Here is a 24454-nt window from a genome sequence, read left to right on the forward strand (position 1 = left end):
TTCAGCCGTGGCTGCTGTGCACACGCGGTGCCAGCACATCGGCACACAGCACGTGCATGGCTTCGTCGATTTCAATCGCCATGGACAGGGTGACGCAGGAGCGGGTGTCGGTCATCGACAGGTAAGGCTCGCTCATGTACAGCACGCCGGGCTGGTCGATGGCATGCTGGAAATACGCACGGCGCGACCACACCGCACCGGTGGTATCCGCCAGCGGGGCAAACTTCAGGCTGCTGGCAATGGTGTTGTGGCGGCTGTTGAGGTTGCGGCCAATCTGGCGGCCTTCGCTGTCCAGCAAGAAACAGCGGATGACATCGGGCATGGCCAGCATGGGGGTGGCTGCCTGGTCGAACGGGGTGCCCTGCATCAGCGAAATGGCCGATTGCACAAAGGCCTGGCGTGCCAGTTCGATCTGGCGGCGGGTAATCTTGCGCTTGAGCAGGTCGCGCACCATCAGCTCGTCCCAGCGCGAATCCAGCCGTTTGGTGATGATGTCGTCTGCATCCGGGCTGGCGGAGGGGCGGGCCACATAATAGCCCTGTACCAGATCGCAGCCGGACTCCAGCGCCACCAGCACATCGTTTTCGGTTTCAATCCCTTCTTCCACTACCAGTGCACCAATTTCGTGCATCAGTCGCACCAGTCTGGACAGCAGATTGCGGGTGCGTGGTTGGCTGACGGCACTGCGCAGCAAGTCCTTGTCGAATTTCACCAGGTCCGGTTCCAGCTGGCAGACCCGGTCCAGGTTGGAATGGCCGACGCCAAAGTCGTCAATCGCAATCAGGAAACCGGCTTTTTTCAGCAGATTCACGCCTTCGATCAGGGCTTCATCCACTTCCAGCACATGTTCCAGCACTTCCAGCACCACATTGCCCGGCTGCAGGCCGGCTTCGCGAATGGTGTTGGCTAGTGCCATGGCCCGCTCCGGGCGGGACAGCGAGGCGGCATCGACATTCAGGAACAGCCAGTGCGGATGGCTGTGCTCCAGCGCGGCAAAGTGCTGTACATGGGCCTGGCTGACGGCCAGGTCCAGCCCGTGGCGTCGCTCGGGGGACACCATGGCATAAAAGGCCTCGGCCGGTGACAGCGGCAGCTGGTTCTGCTCGGCGCGCAGCAAGGCTTCCACGCCCACGGTACGGCGGTGCGCCAGACTGTAGATGGGCTGGAAATGGCTGCCGAGTATCAGACCGGCATGCTCGAAACGTTTCATTGCAGTACATTCCTTCCTGAGATAGGGCTCTTGCTGGCCCATGAACCCGTTACCTAGCAATCGGCATTCCAGTGTAGAGCATGGCCGGATAATAAAAAACGGGCCCGACCGGGCCCGTTAAGATAATTCGCACAAAAAAGCGGATTTATTCCTGCTGGATACCAGCAACCAGCCATTTACCGCCGGTGCTGCCATCCTTGATGTAGTGCCAGTATTCGCTGAACGGCACTGCCGCGGCATTCACCGACTCGCTCACCGTACCGGAGAAGCGCACGGTGGCAATAAAGCGGCCACCTTCTTCCACGGCTTCGGCCAGCTGGCAGTCCAGCTGCGGGAAGTCAGCCACATCGGTATTGCTGCCGATTTCATTGCGCAGGCCTTCGAACAGATCCGGCGTCATGTACTTGCGTACTTCTTCCAGGCTGTCCGGCGTGTTCAGGCTTTGCAGGTGCAGGAAGGTTGCCTTGGCCTGACGCAGGAAGTTCGGGGTTTCCGTACCATCCGGCAGGCGTCCGGGCACTGCACCAGCCATGGCCGGTGCTGCGCCATAGCCAGCCGGCTGACCCAGACCGGAGCCAATCTTGGGAATCGGCTCGAAACGGGCAGCGTCCTGGGCATTGCTGTTGAAGACCGGGCCGTTACCAGCCGGCATCGGGCTGTTCATCGGTGCCTGGCTGGCAGTCTTGCGGCGGAACCACATCAGGCCGCCAATACCCAGCAGGCCCAGCAAGGCCAGCGTGCCCCAGGGAATGCCGGAACCGGCACCTGCGGTATCCACGGCGTTACCCGAAGCATGGTTGTTGTTCATGGCCGAACCCAGCATGTAGCCGGCGGCAGCACCTGCAGCACCCGCTGCAATGGCGGTACCAATGCCAGGGCCCTTCTTGGGCTGGGCTTGCGGCGCAGCCTGCGGAGCAGGTGCCGGAGCCGGCATCGGAGTGGGCTGCTGGTAGCTTTTGGTCGGGGCCGAGCGGCGCATGCCGGCGCTCTTGCCTCCGCCCAGGCGTGCGGCTTCCGCAAACGGTGCCGCCAGGACAGAAACCAGGGTGAAGGCGAGCATGATCGTCTTCGCGCGAGGTGTCATGATTTTATTCTCCAGAGTAAAGGGCTCCGGTGTGACCGGAGCATGGAAGTTTAGTTCGGGGCAAGCGGCTGGATTTCAAGCACGTGAGCATGGTTATCCCGGATGCAAAAGCGGATGTTGTAGTCATAAAGCCGCACGCCGTAGATGCGTTCCGGGTCGTGCTGATAGGCCGGGCGCGGGTCTTGTGCCAGTACTTGTTCAATCAGCTGTGCCAGGCCCGGCGGGGCAGAGGGCAGGGCGGCCAGCTGTTGCAGCGCCGGTTGGCTCCAGCAGATTTCCAGGCTGGGCGGCGGGCCATCGACAAAGCCGCCGCGTGCTTCCGGGTGGGCTTCCACAAACGGGATATAAGGCTTGATGTCCAGCACAGGCGTGCCATCCAGCAAGTCCGCGCCTTCCAGATGCAGCCACACGCCATGCCCGGTATCGATGCCGCGCAGCGCCACCAGCGACAGGCCCAGCGGATTGGGCCGGTGGGTGGAGCGGCTGGCAAACACGCCCACCTTGGCATTGCCACCCAGCCGTGGCGGGCGTACCAGCGGCTGCCAGCCGCGCTGGGCGGTCTGGTGGAAGACGAAGCTGATCCAGACATGGGAGAAGGCTTCCAGCCCGCGTACCGTGTCGGGGTGATTGAATGGCGGCAACAGCTCGATCTGGATGTCGGCAGCGGGGGCCAGCGCGGGCTGGCGCGGGATGCCGAATTTTTCCTTGTAGGGCGAGTGGACGATGCCCACCGGGTGAAATGCGTAGCTCATGGCGGGATTGTAGCCGGGTTCCGGCTGGCTGATCCTGCTTAATCCACCAGACAGAAGCGCTTGGCAAACAGAACAGCCCGGCCGAACGGGGGCTTCGGTCGGGCTGATGACAGCGACAGCGCTGTGCAGGCTGGGGAATCAGCCTACGAAGTGACGGTTGTAACGGCCGGTCAGGCGGCTCATCGGCAGCAGCATGAAGAAGTCTGCGCAGTTGAAGTCCGGGTCCCAGGCCGGTTCACCGCAGATGAAGGCCCCGGCGCGCAGATAGCCCTTGATCAGCGGCGGCATCGGCGAGGAGGGCGCATCGTCGTGAATACGGTCCAGCGGCAGCGGCAGGTGCGGGAACACACGCCATTCGGCCGGGCTGAGGTGGCTGGACTCCAGCTGACGGTACAGGCTGACAGCCTGATGTCCACCATCGGCCAGGCTTACGCTGGCGCAGCCTGCCAGGTAGGCACCGCCTTTTTTCTGTACGTAGTCGGCCAGGCCGGACCACAGCAGGGCAATCACTCCGCCGCTGCGAAAATCCTTGTGGACGCAAGAGCGGCCCACTTCAATCAGGCTGTCGCGCAGGTTGTCCAGGCGGGTGAGGTCGAATTCGTGTTCGGAATACAAGGACGGGGCGCGGCGTGCCATGTCAGGCGGCAGCATGCGGTAGGTACCCACCACCAGGCCGCTGTTGGCATCTTCCACAATCAGATGGTCACACAGGGCGTCGTACTCGTCGCAATCAATACCCAGGGCTTGCGATGACAGCTCGGCACCCATTTCACCAGCAAATACGTCAAAGCGCAGTTTCTGTGCACGGCGGATGTCTTCGGCCGTTTCTGCTACACGCACGCCCAGTTTCAGCTGGCGGCGGCTACTGATGCTTTCATTCAGTTGCATGACTTACTCCCCTGGCGGATATGCGAACGGGCTTGTTGTATTGATCCGGAATGCTAGCCTTGCTGTGGTGTGCTGCCAGTCAGCCATTTCCGGATACGGGCACGGCAACTCCTTCATTTGGCAGTAGCTTTTCGCTTGGCCGGCCTTGCAACACATGCTAGTGATGGAGTTTGACGCAGACATTTCGCGCATATGACTTGTGGATGACCGGCGTTTGAACTGCCGGTTACAACAGGGGCGAAACAAATCAATGACTTATCATGCAATCGGTTTTGCCGTAGAATAGGCCGTTTTTCCTGCACGCTTCGCCCTGCCTGCCTCTTGCGCACGGGCTTCCGAGTACAGCCGATGATTTATCCCACACAGTTTGACGTGATCGTGGTTGGCGGCGGACACGCCGGCACCGAGGCCGCGCTGGCCGCCGCCCGCATGGGCCGCGCCACGCTCCTGCTTACCCACAATATCGAGACCCTTGGTCAGATGTCGTGCAACCCGTCTATCGGTGGCATCGGCAAGGGGCATCTGGTGAAAGAGGTGGATGCGCTGGGTGGCGCCATGGCGCTGGCAACCGATATCGGTGGCATCCAGTTCCGCACCCTCAATGCCTCCAAGGGCCCGGCGGTACGTGCCACGCGTGCGCAGGCCGACCGCATCCTGTACAAGGCGGCCATCCGCGACATGCTGGAGAACCAGCCCAATCTGACGCTGTTCCAGCAGCCGGTGGATGATTTGCTGATCGAGGGTGATCAGGTGGCCGGTGCCATCACCGCCATCGGCATCGTGTTCCGCGCCCGCACCGTGGTGCTGACGGCCGGTACTTTCCTGTCCGGCAAGATTCACGTTGGCCTGGAAAACTACACCGGTGGCCGTGCCGGCGATCAGGCAGCTTCCACGCTGGGCGCACGTCTGCGCGAGCTGGATTTGCCGGTGGGGCGTCTGAAAACCGGCACGCCGCCGCGTATTGATGGCCGCAGCATCGATTTTTCGGTCATGGAAGAGCAGCCGGGGGATACGCCCGAGCCGGTGTTCTCCTACCGCGGCCAGCGCAGCATGCATCCCAGGCAACTGCCGTGCTGGATCACCCACACCAATCAGCAAACCCACGACATCATCCGTTCCGGCTTCGAGCGCAGCCCGATGTTTACCGGGGTGATTGAAGGGGTGGGCCCGCGTTACTGCCCGTCCATCGAAGACAAGATCAACCGTTTTGCCGACAAGGACAGCCATCAGGTCTTCCTGGAACCGGAAGGCCTGACCACGCACGAGTTCTACCCCAACGGGATTTCCACCAGCTTGCCGTTTGATATCCAGCTGGCGGCGGTGCGTTCCATCCGTGGCATGGAAAACGCCCATATCCTGCGCCCCGGCTATGCCATCGAATACGATTACTTCGACCCGCGCGGCCTCAAGTCCACGCTGGAAACCAAGTCCATCAAGGGCCTGTTCTTTGCCGGGCAGATCAACGGCACCACAGGTTACGAAGAAGCCGCAGCGCAAGGCCTGCTGGCCGGCCTGAATGCCGCACTGTATTCGCGTGATGAAGAAGGCTGGTGTCCGCGCCGCGACGAGGCCTACCTTGGCGTGCTGGTGGACGACCTCATCACCAAGGGTGTGTCCGAGCCTTACCGCATGTTTACCAGCCGTGCCGAATTCCGCCTGCAACTGCGCGAGGACAATGCCGACTTGCGCCTGACCGAAATGGGCCGCAAGCTCGGTCTGGTTGGCGATGCGCAGTGGGATGCCTTCTGTCGCAAGCGTGACGCAGTGGAAGCCGAAACCGCCCGCCTGAAAACCACCTGGCTGCATCCGGCCAAGCTGCAGGATGCCGCTGCGCTGGAAGCCCTGCTGGGCAAGGGTATCGAGCGCGAGTACAACCTGTTCGACCTGCTCAAGCGCCCCAATGTCGCTTACCGCGAGCTGATGACCCTGCCGGAAGCCGCAGGTGGCGTGGCGGATGACGTGGTTGCCGAGCAAGTGGAAATTCAGGTCAAATATCAAGGCTATATCAATCGTCAGAACGAAGAACTGGCGCGCCGCGACAACCTGGAAGACGTCCGCCTGCCCGCCGACATCGACTTCGGCGTGGTCAAGGGCTTGTCCAAGGAAGTACAGCAAAAACTGAATCAGCAGCGCCCGGAAACCCTGGGTCAGGCCTCGCGCATCCAGGGCATCACCCCGGCGGCGGTTGCCCTGCTGATGGTGCATCTGAAGCGCGGCTTTGCCGACGCCAAAACCGAATAATTGCAAGCCAAGCGCATGACACATACTGCAGAACTGAAACAAGGGCTGGAACAGCTGGCCCTGGGCCTCACCGAACAACAGCTGGCCTTGCTGGACGGCTACCTGAACCTGCTGGCCAAGTGGAACCACACTTACAACCTGACCGCTGTGCGCGAAGAGCAGCGCATGGTCAGCTACCATCTGCTGGACAGCCTGTCGCTGGTGCCGCACCTGAACGGTGGCACCCGCCTGCTGGATGTGGGCTCTGGTGGCGGCATGCCGGGCATTCCGGCGGCCATCGCCCGTCCCGACCTGCAAGTGGTGGTGCTGGATGCCAACCACAAGAAAACCACCTTCCTGCGTCAGGCCGTCATCGAACTGGGCCTGCCCAATGTCGAGGTGATCACCAGTCGTGTCGAGGCTTACCAGCCGGAACAGAAGTTCGATCGCATCACCAGCCGTGCCTTTGCCGAACTGGCCGAGTTTGTCCGCCTCACCCCGCACCTGCTGGCCGACGGCGGTCAATACCTGGCCATGAAGGGTGTGTATCCTTACGAAGAAATCTCGCTGCTGCCGGAAACGGTAGCGGTAGCCGAAGTACTACCGGTGTCGGTGCCCGGTCTGGACGCCGAACGCCATCTGGTGAGAATGGTGGCTAAATGAATGCACGCGTGATCGCGGTTGCCAATCAGAAAGGTGGGGTCGGCAAGACCACCACCGTGGTCAACCTGGCCGCAGGTCTGGCCGAGCTGGGCCGCAGGGTGTTGATTGTCGACCTCGACCCGCAGGGCAATGCCACCATGGGTAGCGGCATTGCCAAGCAGGCGCTGGAGCGTTCCGTCTACCACGTGCTGCTGGGCGATGCTTCTGTCGAAGAAGCGCGCCAGCCGGCCAAGGAAGGCGGCTATCACGTGTTGCCGGCCAACCGCGACCTGGGCGGGGCCGAACTGGAACTGGTCAACGAACTGGCGCGTGAAGCCCGGCTGAAGAATGCCCTGAGCGAAGTGGAAGACCAGTACGACTATGTGCTGATCGACTGTCCACCCTCGCTCAATCTGCTCACCCTCAACGGCCTGGTGGCCGCCAACAGCGTGCTGATTCCCATGGTGTGCGAATACTATGCGCTGGAAGGGTTGTCCGATCTGGTCACCACCTTGCGCAAGGTGCGCGTGGCGGTGAACCCGCGTATCGAAATCATGGGCCTGCTGCGCACCATGTTCGATGCACGAAGTAATCTTTCACAGCAGGTGTCCGAACAACTGGCCAGCCACTTTGGCAACAAGGTGTTCGAAACCGTCATCCCGCGCAATGTGCGCCTGGCCGAAGCACCCAGCCATGGCTTGCCGGGGCTGGTCTACGACCGCAATGCCCGTGGCGCACAAGCCTATCTCACGCTGGCACAGGAACTGACCGCCCGCCTCGAACCCGCAACTGCAACTCCATCTGTCTGACAACATGGCCAAACTCAAAGGACTCGGGCGCGGTCTAGACGCGCTCCTCGCCACCAGCACGGTGGCGGATGACCGCCTCACCACGCTTTCCATCGACCTGATCCGCCCAGGCAAATACCAGCCGCGCAGCCATATGGACGAGGCCGCGCTGGACGAGCTGGCGGCCTCCATACGTGCGCAAGGCGTGATCCAGCCGGTCGTGGTACGTGAAATCGGCCTCGGAGAATACGAGCTGATTGCCGGTGAACGTCGCTGGCGCGCTGCCCGCAAGGCAGGGCTCACTGACGTGCCGGCGGTGGTAAAGACCGTGGCCGACGAAGCCGCCCTGGCCATGGCGCTGATTGAAAACATCCAGCGCCAGGAGCTGGACCCCATCGAAGAAGCACATGGTCTCAAACGCCTGATCAGCGAATTCGGCCTGACGCATGAAAGCGCGGCGGATGCCGTGGGCCGTTCACGCAGTGCAGTGTCCAATTTGCTGCGCCTGTTGGCGCTGCCCGAGCCGGTACAGTCACTGCTGCATCAGGGGCAGCTGGAAATGGGGCATGCGCGCGCTTTGCTGGCACTGCCGGTGGTGCAGCAGCTGGAGCTGGCACACGAGGCAGTGGAAAAGGGCTGGTCGGTGCGCGAAGTGGAACGTCGTGTCCAACAATTGTCTGACCAAAAAACCACACCACCGGTAGCACAAAAGCGTGTCGATCCGGACATTGCCCGCCTGGAACAAGAGGTGTCGGAACGCATTGGCGCCAAGGTCAGCATCCGCCACGGTGCACGCGGGCAGGGGCGTTTGCAGGTGGAGTATGCCAATCTGGACGACCTGGAACGCTTGCTTGAAAAACTTCAAGCAAAATCAAGCAAATGATTTTATGTTGCACTGCAATGGTGCGGGTGATGTTCAGTTTGACGCAAATCAAGCGCTCAGCCTATAATCGAGCGATTTTTTAAGTGTCGGACATGCAAAATCCGGAAGTCGGGCGCGTACTGCGCCTGCAAGCAAAACTGCTTGTAGTGGCTGTACTACTTGGTGCCGTGCTAAGCGCCGGCACCGTTGTTGTTCCGGTGTCGGTTCTGCTTGGGGGGCTGTCGGCGCTCATTCCCGCCGCAGTGTATGCAAGAATCGCCTACGCCAAGCGGCATGTCCCACCTGCGGTGCTGATGAAGGCGCACTTCAAGGCTGAGGCAGTCAAATTCATCCTGACTGTCTTAATGTTTGGTGCATCTTTGGTGTTTTTCAAGGATTTATCGGTAGTGGGTTTGCTGGCAGGCTTTTTTGCCACGGTGTCCGGCTACTGGTTAGGGCTTCTAATCAAATAATTGAGAAAAGAGCGATGGCAAGCAACGCAATTGAGTACATTAATCACCACCTTACGTTCTGGAATTCCGATCCGTCTCCGGCTCGTGGTTTCTGGAGCCTGCACGTAGACACTTTCTCCGTCTCCCTGTTCCTGGCTTTTGTGTTTGCCGGTGTATTTGCCATGGTGGCCCGTCGTGCCAGCCTGGAAAATCCGGGCAAGCTGCAGTTGTTCGTGGAATCCATCATCGAACTGGTGGATACCCAGGTTAAGGAAATCTTCCATGCCAAGAGCAAAGTCATCGCCCCGCTGGCGCTGACCATCTTCTGCTGGATCTTCCTGATGAACGCAATGGACATGCTGCCGGTTGACCTGCTGCCGAATCTGGCCCAGTGGATCGGCCACACCTTCTTCGGTCTGGAACCGCATCACATCTATTTCCGTTCGGTTCCGTCCGCTGACGTGAATGCCACCTTCGCCATGTCGCTGTCCGTATTCCTGTGCATCATCGGCTTCTCCATCAAGGCCAAGGGCCTGGGCGGCTGGGGCAAGGAATTGCTGACCGCACCGTTCCACACCCACAACCCGATTGGCGCCATCATCCTGGCCCCGCTGAACTTCATCTTCCAGCTGGTCGAACTGGCCGCCAAGCCGATCTCTCTCTCGCTTCGTTTGTTCGGTAACCTGTACGCCGGCGAACTGATCTTCATCCTGATCGCACTGCTGCCGTGGGGCGCACAGTGGATCCTGGGTGCACCGTGGGCCATCTTCCACATCCTGATCATCACCCTGCAGGCCTTCGTGTTCATGATGCTGACCATCGTGTACCTGAGCCTGGCCGTGGAAGCGCACTAAAGAGTTTGTGGTATCTGTTTTTTTAGAGCTTTACCTTTGTTTTAGTTTTTTTTACCAACCATCCTTGCATAAGTCTTAGGAGATACATAATGGAAGCACTCGTTTCTCAGATTCAGTCGATGACCGCTATCGCAGCTGCTCTGATCATTGGCCTTGGCGCTCTCGGCACTGCTATCGGTTTCGCCATTCTGGGTGGCAAATTCCTCGAGGCCTCCGCCCGTCAACCGGAAATGATCCCGGTTCTGCAAACCAAGCTGTTCATTATCGCCGGTCTGCTGGATGCGATCTCCATGATCGGTGTGGGTGTTGCCATGCTGTACACCTTCAGCAACCCGTTCCTGTCCGCTGCCAAAGCAGCTCTGGGTGGCTAATTTTTAGCCAGTAAACGGTTTGTGTAGAAGTCATTCTCTGGAGGAAAACAAGCGTGGAATTTAACGTAACACTACTGGGCCAGGCGATCACGTTCGCCATCCTGGTATGGTTCACCATGAAGTTTGTTTGGCCTCCGCTTACCAATATGATGGAAGAGCGTGCCAAGCGTATTGCAGACGGCCTGGCCGCTGCAGAACGTGGCAAGCAAGATCTGGAAGCTGCTGAAAAGCGCGTTGCGGACGAACTCCGCAAAGCCAAGCAACAGGCAATGGAAATCATTACTGCTGCTGAGAAGCGTGCCTCCCAGATCGTGGACGAAGCCAAAGACAATGCCAGCACCGAAGGTGCCCGTATTGTGGCTGACGCCAAGGGCCAGATCGATCAGGAAGTGATGCGCGCCAAGGAGGCCCTGCGTGAGCAGGTAGCCCAGCTGGCCGTTATCGGCGCAGAGAAGATCCTGCGCAAAGAGATCGATGCAGCCAAGCACGCCGACCTGCTTTCCTCCATCAAAGCGGAGTTTTAATTAACTCATGGCAGAACTCATTACCGTCGCAAGGCCCTACGCCGAAGCGGTATACAGCCTCGCCACCGAAACGCGTACGCTGGACCAGTGGTCCGATGCGCTTGCGTGGCTGGCTGCCATGGTGAACAACCCGGATATGGTTGAAGTTGTCACCAATCCGAAACATACCGCAAAAGAGGTTGAGGCGCTGATGCTGGAAGTCCTCGGCGAGCGTACCAACGAAAGCGTGAAAAACTTTCTGGTCGCCCTGATCGAGAACCACCGCCTGATGCTGCTGCCGCATATCGCCAGTCAGTTTGAGCTGTTCAAGGCCGAAGCGGAAAACATCGTTGATGCGCAAGTTGAAACGGCGTTCCCGCTGACCGAAGAACAGAAAGCCGAACTCACCAGCACGCTTTCCAAGCAGTACGGCAAAACCGTACGTCTTGATGTGCGTGACAATGCCGATCTGATCGGTGGTGTGCGCGTGCTGGTCGGTGACGATGTCATCGACAGTTCCGTGCGCGGCAAGCTGCAAGCCATGGCGGCAAGCCTCAAGAATTAGGAGAGATCATGCAGTTGAACCCCTCTGAAATCAGCGATCTGATCAAGGCCAAGATTCAGAACCTGGCTGAAGGCGCTGAAGTCCGTACCAAGGGTACGGTAATTTCCGTGACCGACGGTATCGTTCGTGTCCACGGTCTGGCAGACGTGATGCAGGGCGAAATGCTCGAGTTCCCGGGCAATACCTACGGCCTCGCCATGAACCTGGAGCGCGACTTTGTCGGCGCCGTGGTTCTGGGTGAGTACGAACACATTTCTGAAGGCGACGAAGTCAAGTGTACCGGTCGCATTCTGGAAGTGCCGGTAGGTCCGGAACTGGTGGGCCGTGTTGTCAACGCTCTGGGCCAGCCGATCGACGGCAAGGGTCCGATCAACGCCAAGCTGTCCAGCCCGATCGAAAAGATCGCGCCGGGCGTGATTGCGCGTCAGTCGGTATCCCAGCCGATGCAGACCGGCCTGAAGGCGATTGACTCCATGGTACCGGTAGGCCGTGGCCAGCGTGAGCTGATCATTGGCGACCGTCAGACCGGCAAGACTGCCGTTGCTCTGGACGCCATCATCAATCAAAAAGGCACTGGTGTTGTTTGTATCTACGTTGCCGTAGGTCAGAAAGCATCCTCCATTGCCAACGTGGTACGCAAGCTGGAAGAGCACGGTGCACTGGGTCACACCATCATCGTTGCTGCTACCGCTTCCGAAGCCGCTGCCCTGCAGTTCATCGCCCCGTACTCCGGTTGCGCGATGGGCGAATACTTCCGCGACCGTGGCGAAGATGCACTGATCGTATACGATGACTTGTCCAAGCAAGCCGTTGCCTACCGTCAGATCTCCCTGCTGCTGCGTCGTCCGCCGGGCCGTGAAGCTTACCCGGGTGACGTTTTCTACCTGCACTCCCGTCTGCTGGAACGCGCTTCCCGCATCAACGCGGATGAAGTGGAAAAACTGACCAACGGCGAAGTGAAGGGCAAGACCGGTTCGCTGACCGCACTGCCTATCATCGAAACCCAGGCTGGTGACGTTTCCGCCTTCGTTCCGACCAACGTGATTTCCATTACCGACGGCCAGATCTTCCTGGAATCCGACCTCTTCAACGCAGGTATCCGTCCGGCCATCAACGCCGGTATCTCGGTATCCCGCGTGGGTGGTGCGGCCCAGACCAAGGTCATCAAGAAGCTCGGTGGCGGTATCCGTCTGGCACTGGCCCAGTATCGTGAACTGGCTGCGTTCTCGCAGTTCGCTTCCGACCTGGACGAAGCTACCCGCAAGCAGCTGCAACACGGTGAAGTGGTTACCGAACTGATGAAGCAGAAGCAGTTCGTTCCGCTGGCCACTGCCGAAATGGCACTGACCCTGTGGGCTGTGAACAAGGGCAGCTACGAAGACGTTCCGGTGAAGAAGGCCCTGGCATTCGAAGCTGAGTTCCTCGCTTACGTGCGTGCGAACCACAGCGACCTGCTGGCCGCCGTTAATGCTTCGGGCGACCTGTCCGGCGACAACGAGAAGGTACTGGCCAAGGCGATGGAATCGTTCAAGGCTGGCTACAGCTTCAACTGAGCCTTTCGACTCACGTCGTAGCTAAAGAAAGGTTCAGGAATGGCAGTCGGTAAAGAGATTCTCACCAAGATCCGAAGCGTGCAAAACACGCAGAAGATCACTCGCGCGATGCAAATGGTGTCAACCTCCAAGATGCGCAAAACGCAAGAGCGTATGCGCGCTGCCCGTCCTTATGCTGAGAAGGTGCGCACGGTTATGGCGCACCTTGCTCAGGCAAACGCGGATCTTGGTCATCCACTGCTTGCACGCCGTGACGTTGTCAAGCGCGCTGGTATCATCCTGGTTTCCTCCGACAAGGGCCTGTGTGGCGGCCTGAACGTGAACTCGTTCAAGCGCTTCTATACCAAGGTCAAGGAACTGCAGGAACAGAACGTCGAAATCGACGTGTGCTGCCTCGGCCAGAAGGCCGTTGCTGCCTGCCAGCGTGCTCGCCTCAATGTTGTGGCAAGCGCAGTCCAGCTCGGCGATGTGCCGAAGATGGACAAACTAATTGGCCCGCTTACAGTGCTGTTCAAACAGTACGCTGAAGGCGAACTGGACGCGGTTTACATCGTCTACTCCGGTTTCATCAACACGATGAAACAGGAACCGACGCTCGAACAGCTCCTGCCGTTGACTCCGCAACACATGGTGGTGGAGCACTCGCATTCGTGGGATTACCTCTACGAACCGGATGCACCCAGCCTGATGGAGTTCTTGGTCAAGCGTTACCTGGAGTCGGTGGTTTATCAGGCTCTGGCCGAAAATATGGCTTCCGAACAGGCAGCGCGTATGGTGGCCATGAAAGCTGCAACCGACAACGCCGGTAATACGATCAAGCAGCTGCGCCTTGTGTACAACAAGGCCCGTCAAGCGGCAATTACCACTGAGCTGTCTGAGATTGTGGCTGGTGCCGCAGCGGTGTAAGCCGTTACACAGACTGTAAAAGTTAAATGTTTAGGAACCGATAATGAGCCAAGGCAAAATCGTACAAATCATTGGTGCGGTGATCGACGTGGAATTCCCGCGCGACGCCATGCCGAAGGTTTATGATGCCCTGAAGCTGGTTGACGCTGACCTGACGCTCGAAGTCCAGCAACAGCTGGGCGACGGCGTGGTCCGTACCATTGCGATGGGTAGCTCGGACGGCCTGAAGCGTGGCATGGCTGTAGCCAATACCGGCGCACCGATTTCGGTGCCGGTTGGTAGCGCCACTCTGGGTCGCATCATGGACGTACTGGGTAACCCGGTTGACGAAGCTGGTCCGGTGGCTACCGACGCACGTCGCGCCATTCACCAGTCCGCTCCGAAGTTTGACGAGCTGTCTTCCGCTACCGACCTGCTGGAAACCGGCATCAAGGTGATTGACCTGCTCTGCCCGTTTGCCAAGGGTGGTAAGGTTGGTCTGTTCGGCGGTGCCGGTGTAGGCAAGACCGTGAACATGATGGAACTGATCAACAACATCGCGAAGGCCCACTCCGGTCTGTCCGTGTTCGCTGGTGTAGGTGAGCGTACCCGTGAAGGTAACGACTTCTACCACGAAATGAAGGACTCCAACGTACTGGACAAGGTTGCGATGGTGTATGGCCAGATGAACGAGCCGCCGGGTAACCGTCTGCGCGTTGCACTGACCGGTCTGACCATGGCCGAGCATTTCCGTGACGAGAAGGACGCTTCCGGCAAGGGCCGTGACGTTCTGCTGTTCGTGGACAACATCTACCGTTACACCCTGGCCGGTACCGAAGTATCCGCTCTGCTGGGCCGTATGCCTTCCGCAGTGGGTTACCAGCCGACGCTGGCCGAAGAAATGGGCCGTCTGCAAGAACGTATTACTTCGACCAAGGATGGTTCCATTACCTCCATCCAGGCCGTATACGTACCTGCGGATGACTTGACCGACCCGTCTCCGGCAACCACCTTCGCCCACTTGGACGCTACCGTGGTTCTGTCCCGTGACATCGCTGCCCTGGGTATCTACCCGGCCGTTGACCCGCTGGACTCCACTTCCCGTCAGCTGGACCCGCTGGTGGTTGGTGACGAGCACTACTCCGTAGCCCGTGGCGTGCAATCCACGCTGCAGCGCTACAAGGAACTGCGCGACATCATCGCCATTCTGGGTATGGACGAACTGTCCGAGGACGACAAGCTGGTAGTGGCACGTGCGCGTAAGATTCAGCGCTTCCTGTCCCAGCCCTTCCACGTAGCTGAAGTGTTTACCGGTTCCCCGGGCAAATACGTCTCCCTGCGCGATACCATCAAGGGCTTCAAGGCAATTCTCGCTGGCGAATACGACCACCTGCCGGAACAAGCGTTCTACATGGTTGGCGCGATCGAAGAAGCCGCTGAGAAAGCCAAGACCCTTTAATTAAGGAGAGGGCTTATGTCCAAGATGCATGTGGAAGTGGTCAGCACCGAACAACTCATCTACTCGGGTGAAGCCGAGTTTCTGGTCGCCCCGGCGCTGGAAGGTGAGATCGGTGTTTATCCGCGACACGTGCCGCTCCTGACCCGTATCAAGCCCGGTGTGCTGCGCATGACCGTACCGGGCAGCAAGGAAGAAGTGTTGGTGGCTGTCTCCGGCGGCATGCTGGAAGTACAGCCCACCCACATCACCGTCCTGGCTGATACGGCGATCCGCGGCGAGGATCTCGACGAAGCGCGCGCCAATGAGGCCAAGCGTGCAGCAGAAGAATCTCTGCAGCATGCTACCGACGACCTGAGCACGGCAAAGGCTCACGCTGCCCTGGCAGCCGCCATTGCCCAGCTCAAGGCGCTGGACTACCTCAAGAAGCGTGTGCACTAAAAGCGCGGGAACGATTCGTGTATAGTTGCAGGCTGCCACTTTTGTGGCAGCCTTTTTCATTTTTGGTCAGCAAAGAGTTCGCATGGACAGCCTCAATATCGTGATTCTGGCAGCGGGCAAGGGTACCCGCATGTACTCCGCCAAACCCAAAGTTTTGCACCCGATCGGTGGTGCGCCGATGCTCGCCCGCGTCATCGCCACGGCCCGCAGCCTGAATCCGGCGCGGCTGGTGGTGGTATATGGTTTCGGTGGCGATCAGGTCCGCCAGGCTATCAAGGATGAAGACATTGTCTGGGCCGAGCAGGCCGAACAACTGGGTACTGGTCACGCACTGAAAATGGCCTTGCCGGCACTGCCCAGCGAAGGCAAGACCCTGGTGCTGTATGGCGATGTACCGCTGACCCGCAGCGAAACCCTGCAACAACTGATTGCTGCTGCTGGCCATGGCATGGCGGTGCTGACCGACGTGCTGGAAGATGCCAGCGGTTATGGCCGCATGCTGCGTGGCAACGACGGCAAGCTCAAGGCCATTGTCGAGCACAAGGATTGCACGCCGGAGCAACTGGCAATCCGTGAAATCAATACCGGCATGATGGTGCTGCCCAACCGCCAGCTCTCTGGCTGGCTGCAGGCACTGCGCAATGGCAATGCCCAGGGTGAATATTATCTGACCGACGTGCTGGCACTGGCCGTGGCGGATGGCGTGGCGGTGGAAAGCGCCAGCGTGTCGGCTTCGTGGGAAGCTGCCGGCGTGAATAACAAGCTGCAACTGGCCGAGCTGGAGCGCATCCTGCAACAGAACCAGGCGCGCGCGCTGCTGACTGCCGGTGTCACGCTGGCCGACCCGGCGCGTATCGACATCCGTGGTCAATTGCAGCATGGCCGAGATGTCAGCATCGACGTCAATTGTGTGTTCGAAGGCGTGGTGGAGCTGGGTGACAATGTCGAAATCGGCGCCAACTGCGTGCTGAAAAACGTCAAGATCGCGGCAGGCACCCGTATCGCCGCGTTCTCGCATCTGGAGGATGCCGTGGTCGGGGCAGATTGCCGCATCGGCCCGTATGCCCGCCTGCGTCCTGGTGCGGCATTGTCTGACGAAGTGCATGTCGGCAATTTTGTCGAAATCAAGAAGAGCACGGTTGGCCTGGGTTCCAAGGTCAATCACCTCACCTATATCGGTGATGCTGAAATCGGCAGCAAGGTGAATGTGGGTGCCGGTTCGGTCACCTGCAATTACGACGGCGTGAACAAGTTCAAGACGGTCATCCAGGACAATGTGTTTGTCGGTTCCGGCACCTTGATGGTTGCCCCGGTTACGCTGGAAGCCGGTGCTACTGTAGGGGCAGGTTCGGTGATCAGTCGCACCGCCCCGGCCGATACCCTGACCGTGGCACGTGCGCGTCAGGTCAGCATTCCAGGCTGGAAGCGTCCGCAGAAAAAGAGCTGATTCCCGGCAGGATGCACACCATGCCCGCTGCGCTTTTCACAAGAAAGCACGGCGGGCATTTTCATTTGCCGTCTGTCAGCAAAGCTGTGGCATTTCTTTCGTTGCAAAAGAAAAACATCACATTTTACGGTTCTGATGATTGATATTGACTTATTCAGTCGATATCATGACGAAACTTTCGAAACGAAATGTTTCAATGACCAAACGAAATACCCAGCAACGCCGCCATGCCATCGCCACCCTGGTGCAAGAGCGTGGTGAAGTCAGTGTCGATGAGCTGACCCGGCGTTTTGCCACTTCAGAAGTCACCATCCGCAAAGACCTTGCCCTGCTGGAAACAGGTGGCCTGCTGCTGCGCCGTTATGGCGGAGCGGTTGCCCTGCCCAGTGAAATGGCAGTGGAGCCGGAAGTGGGCCAGGTGTCCGACCGCAAGCTGGATATCGCCCGTGCGGCAGCAGAGCGCATACGCGACCACAACCGCATCATCATCGACAGCGGTACCACCACCAGCGGCATGATTCCGCTGCTGGGCAGCAAGCGCGGCCTGGTGGTGATGACCAATTCGCTTAACGTGGCGGCAGCCCTGCGCGAACTAGAAAACGAACCCACCCTGCTGATGACCGGTGGCACCTGGGACCCGCACTCCGAATCCTTCCAGGGCCAGGTAGCCGAGCAGGTATTGCGCTCTTACGATTTCGACCAGCTGTTTGTCGGTGCCGACGGCATCGACCTGGAACGTGGCACCACCACCTTCAACGAACTGGTGGGCCTGTCCCGCGTGATGGCGGAAGTCGCACGCGAAGTCATCGTCATGGTGGAGTCGGACAAGATCGGCCGCCGCATTCCCAACCTGGAATTGCCGTGGCACACCATTCACACCCTGATTACCGATGAGGCACTGCCGGCGGAATCGAGGGACATCATTCAGGCCAAGGGCATCACGCTGATTTGCGCGCCCGCTGGCAACGACAGTGCAAGGAGAAAATAATGTGTGGCATCGTTGGCGCCATTGCGGCGCGTAATGTGGTTTCCATTCTAGTGGATGGCCTCAAACGCCTGGAATACCGTGGTTATGATTCCGCCGGTATCGCCGTGCATACCGGTAATGCCATCAGCCGCGTGCGCCGTGTCGGCCGTGTGGCCGAAATGGAAGCCGCTGCAGCGGCAGAAGGCCTGCAAGGCACGCTGGGCATTGGCCACACCCGTTGGGCCACCCATGGCGGTGTGACCGAGCATAACGCCCACCCGCACATCTCCTTCGACAAGATTGCCGTGGTGCATAACGGCATCATCGAAAATCACGAAGAACAGCGTCAGCAGCTGAAAGCGCTGGGCTATGAATTCACCTCGCAGACCGATACCGAAGTGATCGCCCATCTGGTGCATCACTACTATCAAGGCGGTGTCAGCCTGTTTGATGCCGTGAAGCAAGCCACCCGCCAACTGACCGGTGCTTACGCTATCGGCGTTATCGCGCTGGACCGCCCGGACGAACTGGTGTGCGCCCGCATGGGTTGCCCGCTGCTGGTGGGCCTGGGTGAAGGCGAACACTTCATCGCCTCCGACGTGTCTGCCATCCTGTCCGCCACCCGTCGTGTCATCTTCCTGGAAGAGGGCGATATCGGCCTGCTCACCCGTGACAGCGTGGTATTGCATGACAAGAACGATCAGGTGATCGAACGCGCCGTGCATGTGTCCGACGTATCGCTGGCTTCGCTGGAACTGGGCCCGTACAGCCACTTCATGCAAAAGGAAATCCACGAACAACCCAAGGCCCTGTCCGACACCATCGAAGCGGTGCTGGAAAACGGCTTTGCAGCCGGGCTGTTCGGTGCGCGTGCCGCCGAACTGCTACCGCAAGTGGAAGGCGTGAAGATTCTGGCCTGCGGCACCAGCTACTACGCCGGCCTGACCGCCAAATACTGGATCGAAAGCATTGCCGGTATCAGCTGCGATGTGGAAATCGCCAGTGAATACCGTTACCGCGACGCCTTTGCCAACCCCAAACATCTGGTGGTCACCATCTCCCAGTCCGGCGAAACCCTGGACACCATGGAAGCGCTGAAGTACGCCAAGGAACTGGGCCACAGCATGGCCCTGTCCATCTGCAATGTGCGCGAATCTGCCATTCCGCGCGCCAGCGAACTGGTGTTCTACACCCGCGCCGGTGCTGAAATCGGCGTGGCTTCCACCAAGGCCTTCACCACCCAGCTGGTCGGCCTGTTTGCCCTGGCGGTAACGCTGGGCAAACTGCGCGGCCGCGTGGATGCACAAGCCGAGCACGATTATCAGGAAGCACTGCGCCAGCTGCCGGGTTCGGTACAGCATGCGCTTAATCTGGAGCCGCAAATCAAGGCCTGGTCCGACAAGTTTGCTGCCAAGCAAAATGCCCTGTTCCTCGGCCGTGGCCTGCACTACCCGATTGCGCTGGAAGGCGCACTCAAGCTCAAGGAAATCTCCTACATCCACGCCGAAGCCTACCCGGCTGGCGAGCTGAAACACGGCCCGCTGGCGCTGGTGGACGAAAGCATGCCGGTGGTGGTGATTGCCCCCAACGACGCGCTGCTGGAAAAGGTGAAATCCAATATGCAGGAAGTGCGGGCCCGTGGTGGCGAGCTGTTCGTGTTTGCCGATCTGGACAGCCATTTCAGCGAGTCGGACGGCGTACACGTCATCCGCACCCCGCGCCATGTCGGCGTGCTGTCCGCCATTGTGCACACCATCCCGGTTCAGCTGCTGGCCTACCATGTAGCCCTGGCACGTGGCACCGACGTGGACAAGCCGCGCAACCTGGCAAAATCCGTCACGGTGGAGTAATCACCGGGCAGGCTTCTGACTAGATGTTAAGCGACAATAGTTTTTGACACAAAACAATATAATCTGACACAAAACAATATAGTTTGACACAACCGGCCCCCTCTCTATACTTCCAATAAGAAACTAATCTTTGGAGGGTGTGGTGAGGGGGCGTCGTTTTAAGACTCAAGCCGATATCGAGCGGTACATTGAGCAGGGGTACGGCCAAGGAGAAGGTCGGGACTATAAATCATGGCTCCGAGTCCAAGATGTGCCTTCCCATGGACGATCTCGTAAGGTATCAGGAAGCAAGGTGGATCGTGTCTATCATCTTCTGTCTGACCTTGAGTTTGCCTATTTCCTGACTTTGGAGTTTTCCGAGCGAGTTATTGATATTCGCGAGCAATATCCGATTCTTCCGGTCAGAGAAGCCCAGGATATCGCTGCTAGCCTTGGCATAAAGTATCCCAACTACCCTGGAACCAAAGTTCCTTTTGTGCTAACAACGGACTTTTTGGTTACCTATCTTGGTGAGGATGGTCAACCACATCTGGCGGCCAGAACGGTCAAGTATGAAGAGGACCTTTTACCCTCTCCGAAACTTGAATGGACCTTGCAAAAGCTTGAAATTGAGCGTTGTTTTTGGATGAATCGAAGGGATGATTGGCTGGTGGTCACTGACCTCTGCATTGGGCCTGCCATCAGTCATAACCTTCAGTGGCTGCGTAAAGGGGTACATCTGGAGCGTAGGCTACAAGATCACGATCTCCATTGTTACTTTCTGGATATTATCGGCCAGTTCAATGGCACTGGTCGGACTTTGTCGTCGATGATCCGGGCGGCTTCAAAAATTATCCACCTCACCTACAATGACGGAGTTGTGCTGTTCAAACACCTCGTCTGGAATAAATCGATCCGTTTTGATCTGCAAGCTACCCCTCTCCAGTTGACAATGGAAGCTCCCGTGTTCGAGCTTTTTAGTGAGACCGCTTCTCCTGTCTTTACATCAAAGGTGGCTTGATATGTCAAACCAGTTAGTCGTAAACGATGTGGTTGAGTCGGTTATGGGCGAGATCCCATTTGATAAGCCAGCTCGTCTCCTTTGGATTGATCAAGCTTCAAGAGGTGTGACGTTACTAACGATTGAGTTTCCTCCCAAACGTCCATGGATCTTTGGCTTCGACGATTTAGTATTGATGCTACAGGCTGAGACGATACGTAAGACCAAGGTGCGCCCTCCTGCATTCATGCTTGAGCTCGAAACAGACCTGCCTGAACACGCAAAAGAGGTGCGCGAGAAGAATTGGAAGCGCATACAGCCGTTGCTAGAGACTGCTCTGCCAGGGGAGATATTTTTCCCTGGCATGTTGGGAGCGATGGTGGCTGCTCATGCTGCAAAGTCAGGCTTACCAAGAAAGACGCTATACCGATTGCTCTACAGATATTGGTTATATGGTGGAGTGCGTAATGCTTTGCTTCCAGATCGGACAAAGCGGGGAAATCCCGGCGTGGAAAGAGCTTTTGTCCGAGGAAATGTACCTGGTCGGCCTGCTCGTTATCTTGGAGAAACCGTAACAGTCAAGAAGGGTATCCTCACTGAGCAAGACAAGGAAATTATCCGGATCGGTTTCGCGCTTTACGTAAAGAACAAGGTAAAGTCGATTCCCGATGCGTATCAAAAGACCTTGAGGCGCTTCTATCGGGCTGAGCACTCAAGCCCAGGCGAGGCAGAGAGCGATGTGGTTTTAAGACCACTGTCAGAGCTCCCATCTGAACGGCAATTTGTCTACTGGGGCAAGAAGGCCTTTGACGATATGACCGTGCTGCGTGGTCGCAGCGGAGGGCGGCGTTGGGCCAAGGATCACCGGGCCTTATCTGGACGGGCCAGTGATGGGGTATTTGGTCCTTGCCATCGCTTCGAGATTGACGCCACGGTGGCAGATATCTATTTGGTCAGTCGTTATCGACAAGATTGGATTATAGGTCGGCCAATCGTCTATGTCGTGGTCGATGTCTTCTCCGGCATGATCGTCGGACTCTTCGTTGGTCTGGAAGGCCCGAGCTGGGATGGCGCTCGCCATGCGTTGTTCAACGCATTTACCGACAAAGTCGCTTTTTGCAAGGTGCACGGTCTCGATATCTCGGAAGCCGAGTGGCCCTGTCATCATCTTCCTCAGGAAATCATGGCTGACCGAGCTGAACTGCTGAGTAAGGCGGCCGAGCAAGCGCTCGTCAATGGGCTGAGGATCGACGTGGCTGTACCTGGGCCCTACCGGCCAGACTGGAAGGCTGTCGTCGAGAGCCGCTTTAAACTACTCAATGATGTTTCACAAATCCATTGGATTCCAGGTGGAGTGCGTGCTCGTGAACGTGAGCGGGGAGAGAGAGACGTACGCTTGGATGCTACCCTTAATTTGGAAGAGTTTACTCAGATCATCATCGCGAGCATCTTGCATTACAACCGACACAATAGGCAGCCGTATCGTTTGAGTGCGGAGATGATCAAAGATGGTATAGAGCCGACTCCTATCAATATTTGGAATTGGGGTGTCGAGCAAGGGATCGGGCAACCCAATATTCGGTCAGCGGAGGAGGTGTATCTGCATTTACTTCCGAGTGCTCAAGCCAGTATTCAAGCCGGCGGGATAAATTATATGGGTATGTTTTATACATCCGAATATGCCGTAGCAGGCAACTGGTTCGCGCGTGCTAGGAACAAGGGGAGGGAGTCCGTCAGGGTTTGGTATTCTCCATGGTCGACCGACTATATTTGGATTCAGGGGGAGGATAAATCATTCCACCGCTGTTCACTTAGAGGCTCTGAAGATCGCTATCGAGGTTATCGTCTCGAAGAGGTCATCGATATGCTTGAGATAGTGAAGAATCCCTCTCCTAGCACTCATTTTTCCAGTCTCAATAGTCGTGTTAGGTTGGATGAACAAATCGAATCTACGATTAAAAAGGCTAAACAGGCTAAAGTTGATAGTGGTGTGTCAGCATCCAAACGGATTGCTGGGATTCGTATCTATCGCCAAGTGGAAAGAGTGATTGAGCAAGTACGGCTAAGTGAACGGTTTGGCACCATACGCCATACGTCACCGAAGCCGCCAGAGTCTGCAGAGACTACTGGCGTGGCAACGACCTATGCAGGGGAACGGAGTTCCCAAGTGATTGACCTTCTCGGACGGCTTCACCAGAAAGGTAAAGCGTCGTGACCCGTGATGTATTTATACCCGCAGGGTATCTGGAACAGAGCGTTGCTGAATACCGGGGTAACCCGCTCATCGAAGCATTGCCGCCGATTCATTCTGAAGAGGCCGCCGCAGTGGCAATGTCGAACTTTCCTGACATCCCGACTGATGAAGAGAGAAGACAGCCAAAAGAGATCCGATTGCACTGTATCGATCGACTCAAGCGCCTAGTCCAGCCAATGCCGATTCACCTTGAACTGGAAGGCGTGGTCTCCTCAGTCATCCGTGGAGGCTACGTGGGGCGCAATCCGATGGTAGCCGGAACTTGGCGCCATTTGTACTCGCTTTCAACAGATCGAGGTGCCGCATCGGAATTCGTTTCCTCTGCGTCGTCATTCAGCCTCGTAGGGCTGAGCGGTATTGGGAAGAGCACGGCACTTAACTCAATCCTCAAGCTCTACCCTCAGGTTATCCGTCACCAGAAGTATCACGACCGTGGGTTCGTGCATACACAGATTACTTACTTGAAACTTGACTGCCCTCATGACGGGTCCTTGTCTGGCCTGTGTCGAGCGTTTTTTCGGGCGGTTGACGTGGCCCTGGGACAAGATCGTTATCTGCGGCGTATCCGTCCCAGAGCCGGTGTGCCAGAGCTGGTGCAGATGATGGAGCAGGCGGCTAGCACGTTTTTCATCGGCGCCCTGTTCATTGATGAGATACAGCATTTACGTGTTGCCAAGACAGGTGGCAAAGAGAATATGCTGAATTTCTTCGTAAACTTGATCAACTGTATTGGTATTCCAGTTGCTTTTATCGGCACCAATTCGATGGTAGAGCTGTTCGCCGATGTGATGCGTAATGCTCGCCGGGCCTGTGATATGGGCGACCATGAGTTCCAGCAACCAAAGCAAGATGACCCTGTGTGGAACCTTTTGCTGAATGCTGTTTGGCAATACCAGTGGGTTCAGGCCCCAGGTCCGTTGACACCAGATATCAGGGGGCGACTTTATGACTTGACCCAAGGTGTGACGGATTTTCTGACCAAGTTGATGATTCTTGGCCAGCGCTATGCCATTCAAACGGGTAAGGAAACCCTGACCCCAGAGGTGTTCAGCTATGTTGCCGATACAAAAATGAAGCTGCTGAAGCCTGCTATTTCTGCGTTACGTAGTGGAAATCCTGAGCAGATGAGGCGGTTTGAAGATCTATTGCCGACGGATGAACAGTTCAAGTTCATGATGGAACCCAATGATGGGGGAACGCTGCAGGCTCGGCTGAACATTCTGGAAAACATGCCATCACCGTTGGTCTCACATGTGGAGATGGTCAGCCCTACACAGGTAGGGCCGAATGTTGCTTCACCACCAATAGTTCAACGCCCCTCTGAGGCGCTTCAGTTTGCACAGCAGACTGATTCAGTTGCTGCGTTGAAGCAGGCTGGTTGGCTTTTAACAGATCCCTTCGAGTTCTCGCTTGCATACTGTTCTGCATGAG

The 24454-nt window shown here is 57.8% G+C and carries 23 protein-coding genes; 19 read left to right on the plus strand and 4 right to left on the minus strand.

Going from position 1 to position 24454, the window contains the following annotated elements; genetic code table 11:
* Window position 1 precedes the first annotated feature (1 nt).
* The 4 genes from ACE3SE_RS06265 to ACE3SE_RS06280 all read right to left on the minus strand — a co-directional run bounded on the left by ACE3SE_RS06265 (window position 2) and on the right by ACE3SE_RS06280 (window position 3934).
* Complete coding sequence (locus ACE3SE_RS06265) at window positions 2-1210, minus strand: sensor domain-containing phosphodiesterase (RefSeq protein ID WP_052694166.1); 1209 nt, start codon at window positions 1208-1210, stop codon at window positions 2-4.
* Between the two features lie 145 nt (window positions 1211-1355).
* Window positions 1356-2294, minus strand: coding sequence for a Tim44 domain-containing protein (locus tag ACE3SE_RS06270; protein ID WP_062790788.1), 939 nt, complete (start codon window positions 2292-2294; stop codon window positions 1356-1358).
* Window positions 2295-2344: 50 nt separating this feature from the next.
* Window positions 2345-3046: a tRNA (N6-threonylcarbamoyladenosine(37)-N6)-methyltransferase TrmO gene (gene tsaA, locus ACE3SE_RS06275; protein ID WP_045847693.1), complete on the minus strand. Its 702-nt coding sequence runs from the start codon at window positions 3044-3046 to the stop codon at window positions 2345-2347.
* 138 nt (window positions 3047-3184) lie between these two features.
* A complete protein-coding gene (locus tag ACE3SE_RS06280; RefSeq protein WP_045847694.1) occupies window positions 3185-3934 on the minus strand; it encodes a GNAT family N-acetyltransferase in 750 nt (249 codons plus the stop codon).
* Window positions 3935-4282: 348 nt separating this feature from the next.
* Between ACE3SE_RS06280 and mnmG the strand changes: the two genes are divergently transcribed.
* The 19 genes from mnmG to ACE3SE_RS06375 all read left to right on the plus strand — a co-directional run bounded on the left by mnmG (window position 4283) and on the right by ACE3SE_RS06375 (window position 24453).
* Window positions 4283-6175: a tRNA uridine-5-carboxymethylaminomethyl(34) synthesis enzyme MnmG gene (mnmG, locus tag ACE3SE_RS06285; RefSeq protein WP_374554256.1), complete on the plus strand. Its 1893-nt coding sequence runs from the start codon at window positions 4283-4285 to the stop codon at window positions 6173-6175.
* Window positions 6176-6190: 15 nt separating this feature from the next.
* A complete protein-coding gene (rsmG, locus tag ACE3SE_RS06290) occupies window positions 6191-6817 on the plus strand; it encodes a 16S rRNA (guanine(527)-N(7))-methyltransferase RsmG (protein WP_131357316.1) in 627 nt (208 codons plus the stop codon).
* Window positions 6814-7605, plus strand: coding sequence for a ParA family protein (locus ACE3SE_RS06295; protein WP_045847697.1), 792 nt, complete (start codon window positions 6814-6816; stop codon window positions 7603-7605). The genes rsmG and ACE3SE_RS06295 overlap by 4 nt, the downstream gene beginning before the upstream one ends.
* A 4-nt stretch (window positions 7606-7609) precedes the next feature.
* Window positions 7610-8467, plus strand: coding sequence for a ParB/RepB/Spo0J family partition protein (locus ACE3SE_RS06300; RefSeq protein ID WP_374554257.1), 858 nt, complete (start codon window positions 7610-7612; stop codon window positions 8465-8467).
* Window positions 8468-8559: 92 nt separating this feature from the next.
* The gene (locus ACE3SE_RS06305) at window positions 8560-8919 is read left to right on the plus strand and encodes an ATP synthase subunit I (RefSeq protein WP_045847699.1); all 360 of its coding nucleotides are present in this window, start codon (window positions 8560-8562) and stop codon (window positions 8917-8919) included.
* A 14-nt stretch (window positions 8920-8933) separates the two neighbouring features.
* A complete protein-coding gene (gene atpB / locus ACE3SE_RS06310; RefSeq protein WP_062787388.1) occupies window positions 8934-9752 on the plus strand; it encodes a F0F1 ATP synthase subunit A in 819 nt (272 codons plus the stop codon).
* Window positions 9753-9841: 89 nt separating this feature from the next.
* Window positions 9842-10123 carry a F0F1 ATP synthase subunit C gene (gene atpE / locus ACE3SE_RS06315; RefSeq protein ID WP_045847701.1) on the plus strand — a complete coding sequence of 94 codons (282 nt, stop codon included), beginning with the start codon at window positions 9842-9844 and terminating at the stop codon, window positions 10121-10123.
* A gap of 53 nt (window positions 10124-10176) precedes the next feature.
* The gene (locus tag ACE3SE_RS06320; RefSeq protein WP_045847702.1) at window positions 10177-10647 is read left to right on the plus strand and encodes a F0F1 ATP synthase subunit B; all 471 of its coding nucleotides are present in this window, start codon (window positions 10177-10179) and stop codon (window positions 10645-10647) included.
* Window positions 10648-10654: 7 nt separating this feature from the next.
* A complete protein-coding gene (locus tag ACE3SE_RS06325) occupies window positions 10655-11191 on the plus strand; it encodes a F0F1 ATP synthase subunit delta (protein WP_045847703.1) in 537 nt (178 codons plus the stop codon).
* Window positions 11192-11199: 8 nt separating this feature from the next.
* Window positions 11200-12744, plus strand: a complete 1545-nt coding sequence (atpA, locus tag ACE3SE_RS06330; RefSeq protein WP_045847704.1) for a F0F1 ATP synthase subunit alpha — start codon at window positions 11200-11202, stop codon at window positions 12742-12744.
* A 39-nt stretch (window positions 12745-12783) separates the two neighbouring features.
* A complete protein-coding gene (gene atpG / locus ACE3SE_RS06335) occupies window positions 12784-13650 on the plus strand; it encodes a F0F1 ATP synthase subunit gamma (protein WP_374554258.1) in 867 nt (288 codons plus the stop codon).
* Between the two features lie 43 nt (window positions 13651-13693).
* Entirely contained in the window at window positions 13694-15088 is a 1395-nt protein-coding gene (gene atpD, locus ACE3SE_RS06340; protein WP_045847706.1) for a F0F1 ATP synthase subunit beta, read from the plus strand.
* A 15-nt stretch (window positions 15089-15103) separates the two neighbouring features.
* The gene (locus tag ACE3SE_RS06345; protein WP_045847707.1) at window positions 15104-15526 is read left to right on the plus strand and encodes a F0F1 ATP synthase subunit epsilon; all 423 of its coding nucleotides are present in this window, start codon (window positions 15104-15106) and stop codon (window positions 15524-15526) included.
* A gap of 82 nt (window positions 15527-15608) precedes the next feature.
* A complete protein-coding gene (gene glmU, locus ACE3SE_RS06350; RefSeq protein WP_374554259.1) occupies window positions 15609-16973 on the plus strand; it encodes a bifunctional UDP-N-acetylglucosamine diphosphorylase/glucosamine-1-phosphate N-acetyltransferase GlmU in 1365 nt (454 codons plus the stop codon).
* A 196-nt stretch (window positions 16974-17169) separates the two neighbouring features.
* On the plus strand, window positions 17170-17961 hold the full coding sequence (locus tag ACE3SE_RS06355) for a DeoR/GlpR family DNA-binding transcription regulator (RefSeq protein ID WP_045847709.1): 792 nt from the start codon (window positions 17170-17172) through the stop codon (window positions 17959-17961).
* Window positions 17961-19790: a glutamine--fructose-6-phosphate transaminase (isomerizing) gene (gene glmS, locus ACE3SE_RS06360; RefSeq protein WP_374554260.1), complete on the plus strand. Its 1830-nt coding sequence runs from the start codon at window positions 17961-17963 to the stop codon at window positions 19788-19790. The genes ACE3SE_RS06355 and glmS overlap by 1 nt, the downstream gene beginning before the upstream one ends.
* Before the next feature lie 292 nt (window positions 19791-20082).
* Window positions 20083-20790, plus strand: coding sequence for a TnsA endonuclease N-terminal domain-containing protein (locus ACE3SE_RS06365; RefSeq protein ID WP_374554261.1), 708 nt, complete (start codon window positions 20083-20085; stop codon window positions 20788-20790).
* A gap of 1 nt (window position 20791) precedes the next feature.
* The gene (locus tag ACE3SE_RS06370) at window positions 20792-22984 is read left to right on the plus strand and encodes a Mu transposase C-terminal domain-containing protein (RefSeq protein ID WP_374554262.1); all 2193 of its coding nucleotides are present in this window, start codon (window positions 20792-20794) and stop codon (window positions 22982-22984) included.
* On the plus strand, window positions 22981-24453 hold the full coding sequence (locus ACE3SE_RS06375) for an ATP-binding protein (RefSeq protein ID WP_374554263.1): 1473 nt from the start codon (window positions 22981-22983) through the stop codon (window positions 24451-24453). Before ACE3SE_RS06370 ends, ACE3SE_RS06375 begins: the two co-directional genes overlap by 4 nt.
* Window position 24454: the final 1 nt, after the last annotated feature.

Source organism: Aquitalea pelogenes, assembly GCF_041914625.1.
Classification (GTDB): domain Bacteria; phylum Pseudomonadota; class Gammaproteobacteria; order Burkholderiales; family Chromobacteriaceae; genus Aquitalea; species Aquitalea pelogenes.

Bases quoted from the DNA above. Each gene is read 5' to 3' on its own strand.
- ACE3SE_RS06265 (WP_052694166.1), bottom strand. From the start codon at position 1,210: ATGAAACGTTTCGAGCATGCCGGTCTGATACTCGGCAGCCATTTCCAG.
- ACE3SE_RS06270 (WP_062790788.1), bottom strand. From the start codon at position 2,294: ATGACACCTCGCGCGAAGACGATCATGCTCGCCTTCACCCTGGTTTCT.
- tsaA (WP_045847693.1), bottom strand. From the start codon at position 3,046: ATGAGCTACGCATTTCACCCGGTGGGCATCGTCCACTCGCCCTACAAG.
- ACE3SE_RS06280 (WP_045847694.1), bottom strand. From the start codon at position 3,934: ATGCAACTGAATGAAAGCATCAGTAGCCGCCGCCAGCTGAAACTGGGC.
- mnmG (WP_374554256.1), top strand. From the start codon at position 4,283: ATGATTTATCCCACACAGTTTGACGTGATCGTGGTTGGCGGCGGACAC.
- rsmG (WP_131357316.1), top strand. From the start codon at position 6,191: ATGACACATACTGCAGAACTGAAACAAGGGCTGGAACAGCTGGCCCTG.
- ACE3SE_RS06295 (WP_045847697.1), top strand. From the start codon at position 6,814: ATGAATGCACGCGTGATCGCGGTTGCCAATCAGAAAGGTGGGGTCGGC.
- ACE3SE_RS06300 (WP_374554257.1), top strand. From the start codon at position 7,610: ATGGCCAAACTCAAAGGACTCGGGCGCGGTCTAGACGCGCTCCTCGCC.
- ACE3SE_RS06305 (WP_045847699.1), top strand. From the start codon at position 8,560: ATGCAAAATCCGGAAGTCGGGCGCGTACTGCGCCTGCAAGCAAAACTG.
- atpB (WP_062787388.1), top strand. From the start codon at position 8,934: ATGGCAAGCAACGCAATTGAGTACATTAATCACCACCTTACGTTCTGG.
- atpE (WP_045847701.1), top strand. From the start codon at position 9,842: ATGGAAGCACTCGTTTCTCAGATTCAGTCGATGACCGCTATCGCAGCT.
- ACE3SE_RS06325 (WP_045847703.1), top strand. From the start codon at position 10,655: ATGGCAGAACTCATTACCGTCGCAAGGCCCTACGCCGAAGCGGTATAC.
- atpA (WP_045847704.1), top strand. From the start codon at position 11,200: ATGCAGTTGAACCCCTCTGAAATCAGCGATCTGATCAAGGCCAAGATT.
- atpG (WP_374554258.1), top strand. From the start codon at position 12,784: ATGGCAGTCGGTAAAGAGATTCTCACCAAGATCCGAAGCGTGCAAAAC.
- atpD (WP_045847706.1), top strand. From the start codon at position 13,694: ATGAGCCAAGGCAAAATCGTACAAATCATTGGTGCGGTGATCGACGTG.
- ACE3SE_RS06345 (WP_045847707.1), top strand. From the start codon at position 15,104: ATGTCCAAGATGCATGTGGAAGTGGTCAGCACCGAACAACTCATCTAC.
- glmU (WP_374554259.1), top strand. From the start codon at position 15,609: ATGGACAGCCTCAATATCGTGATTCTGGCAGCGGGCAAGGGTACCCGC.
- ACE3SE_RS06355 (WP_045847709.1), top strand. From the start codon at position 17,170: ATGACCAAACGAAATACCCAGCAACGCCGCCATGCCATCGCCACCCTG.
- glmS (WP_374554260.1), top strand. From the start codon at position 17,961: ATGTGTGGCATCGTTGGCGCCATTGCGGCGCGTAATGTGGTTTCCATT.
- ACE3SE_RS06370 (WP_374554262.1), top strand. From the start codon at position 20,792: ATGTCAAACCAGTTAGTCGTAAACGATGTGGTTGAGTCGGTTATGGGC.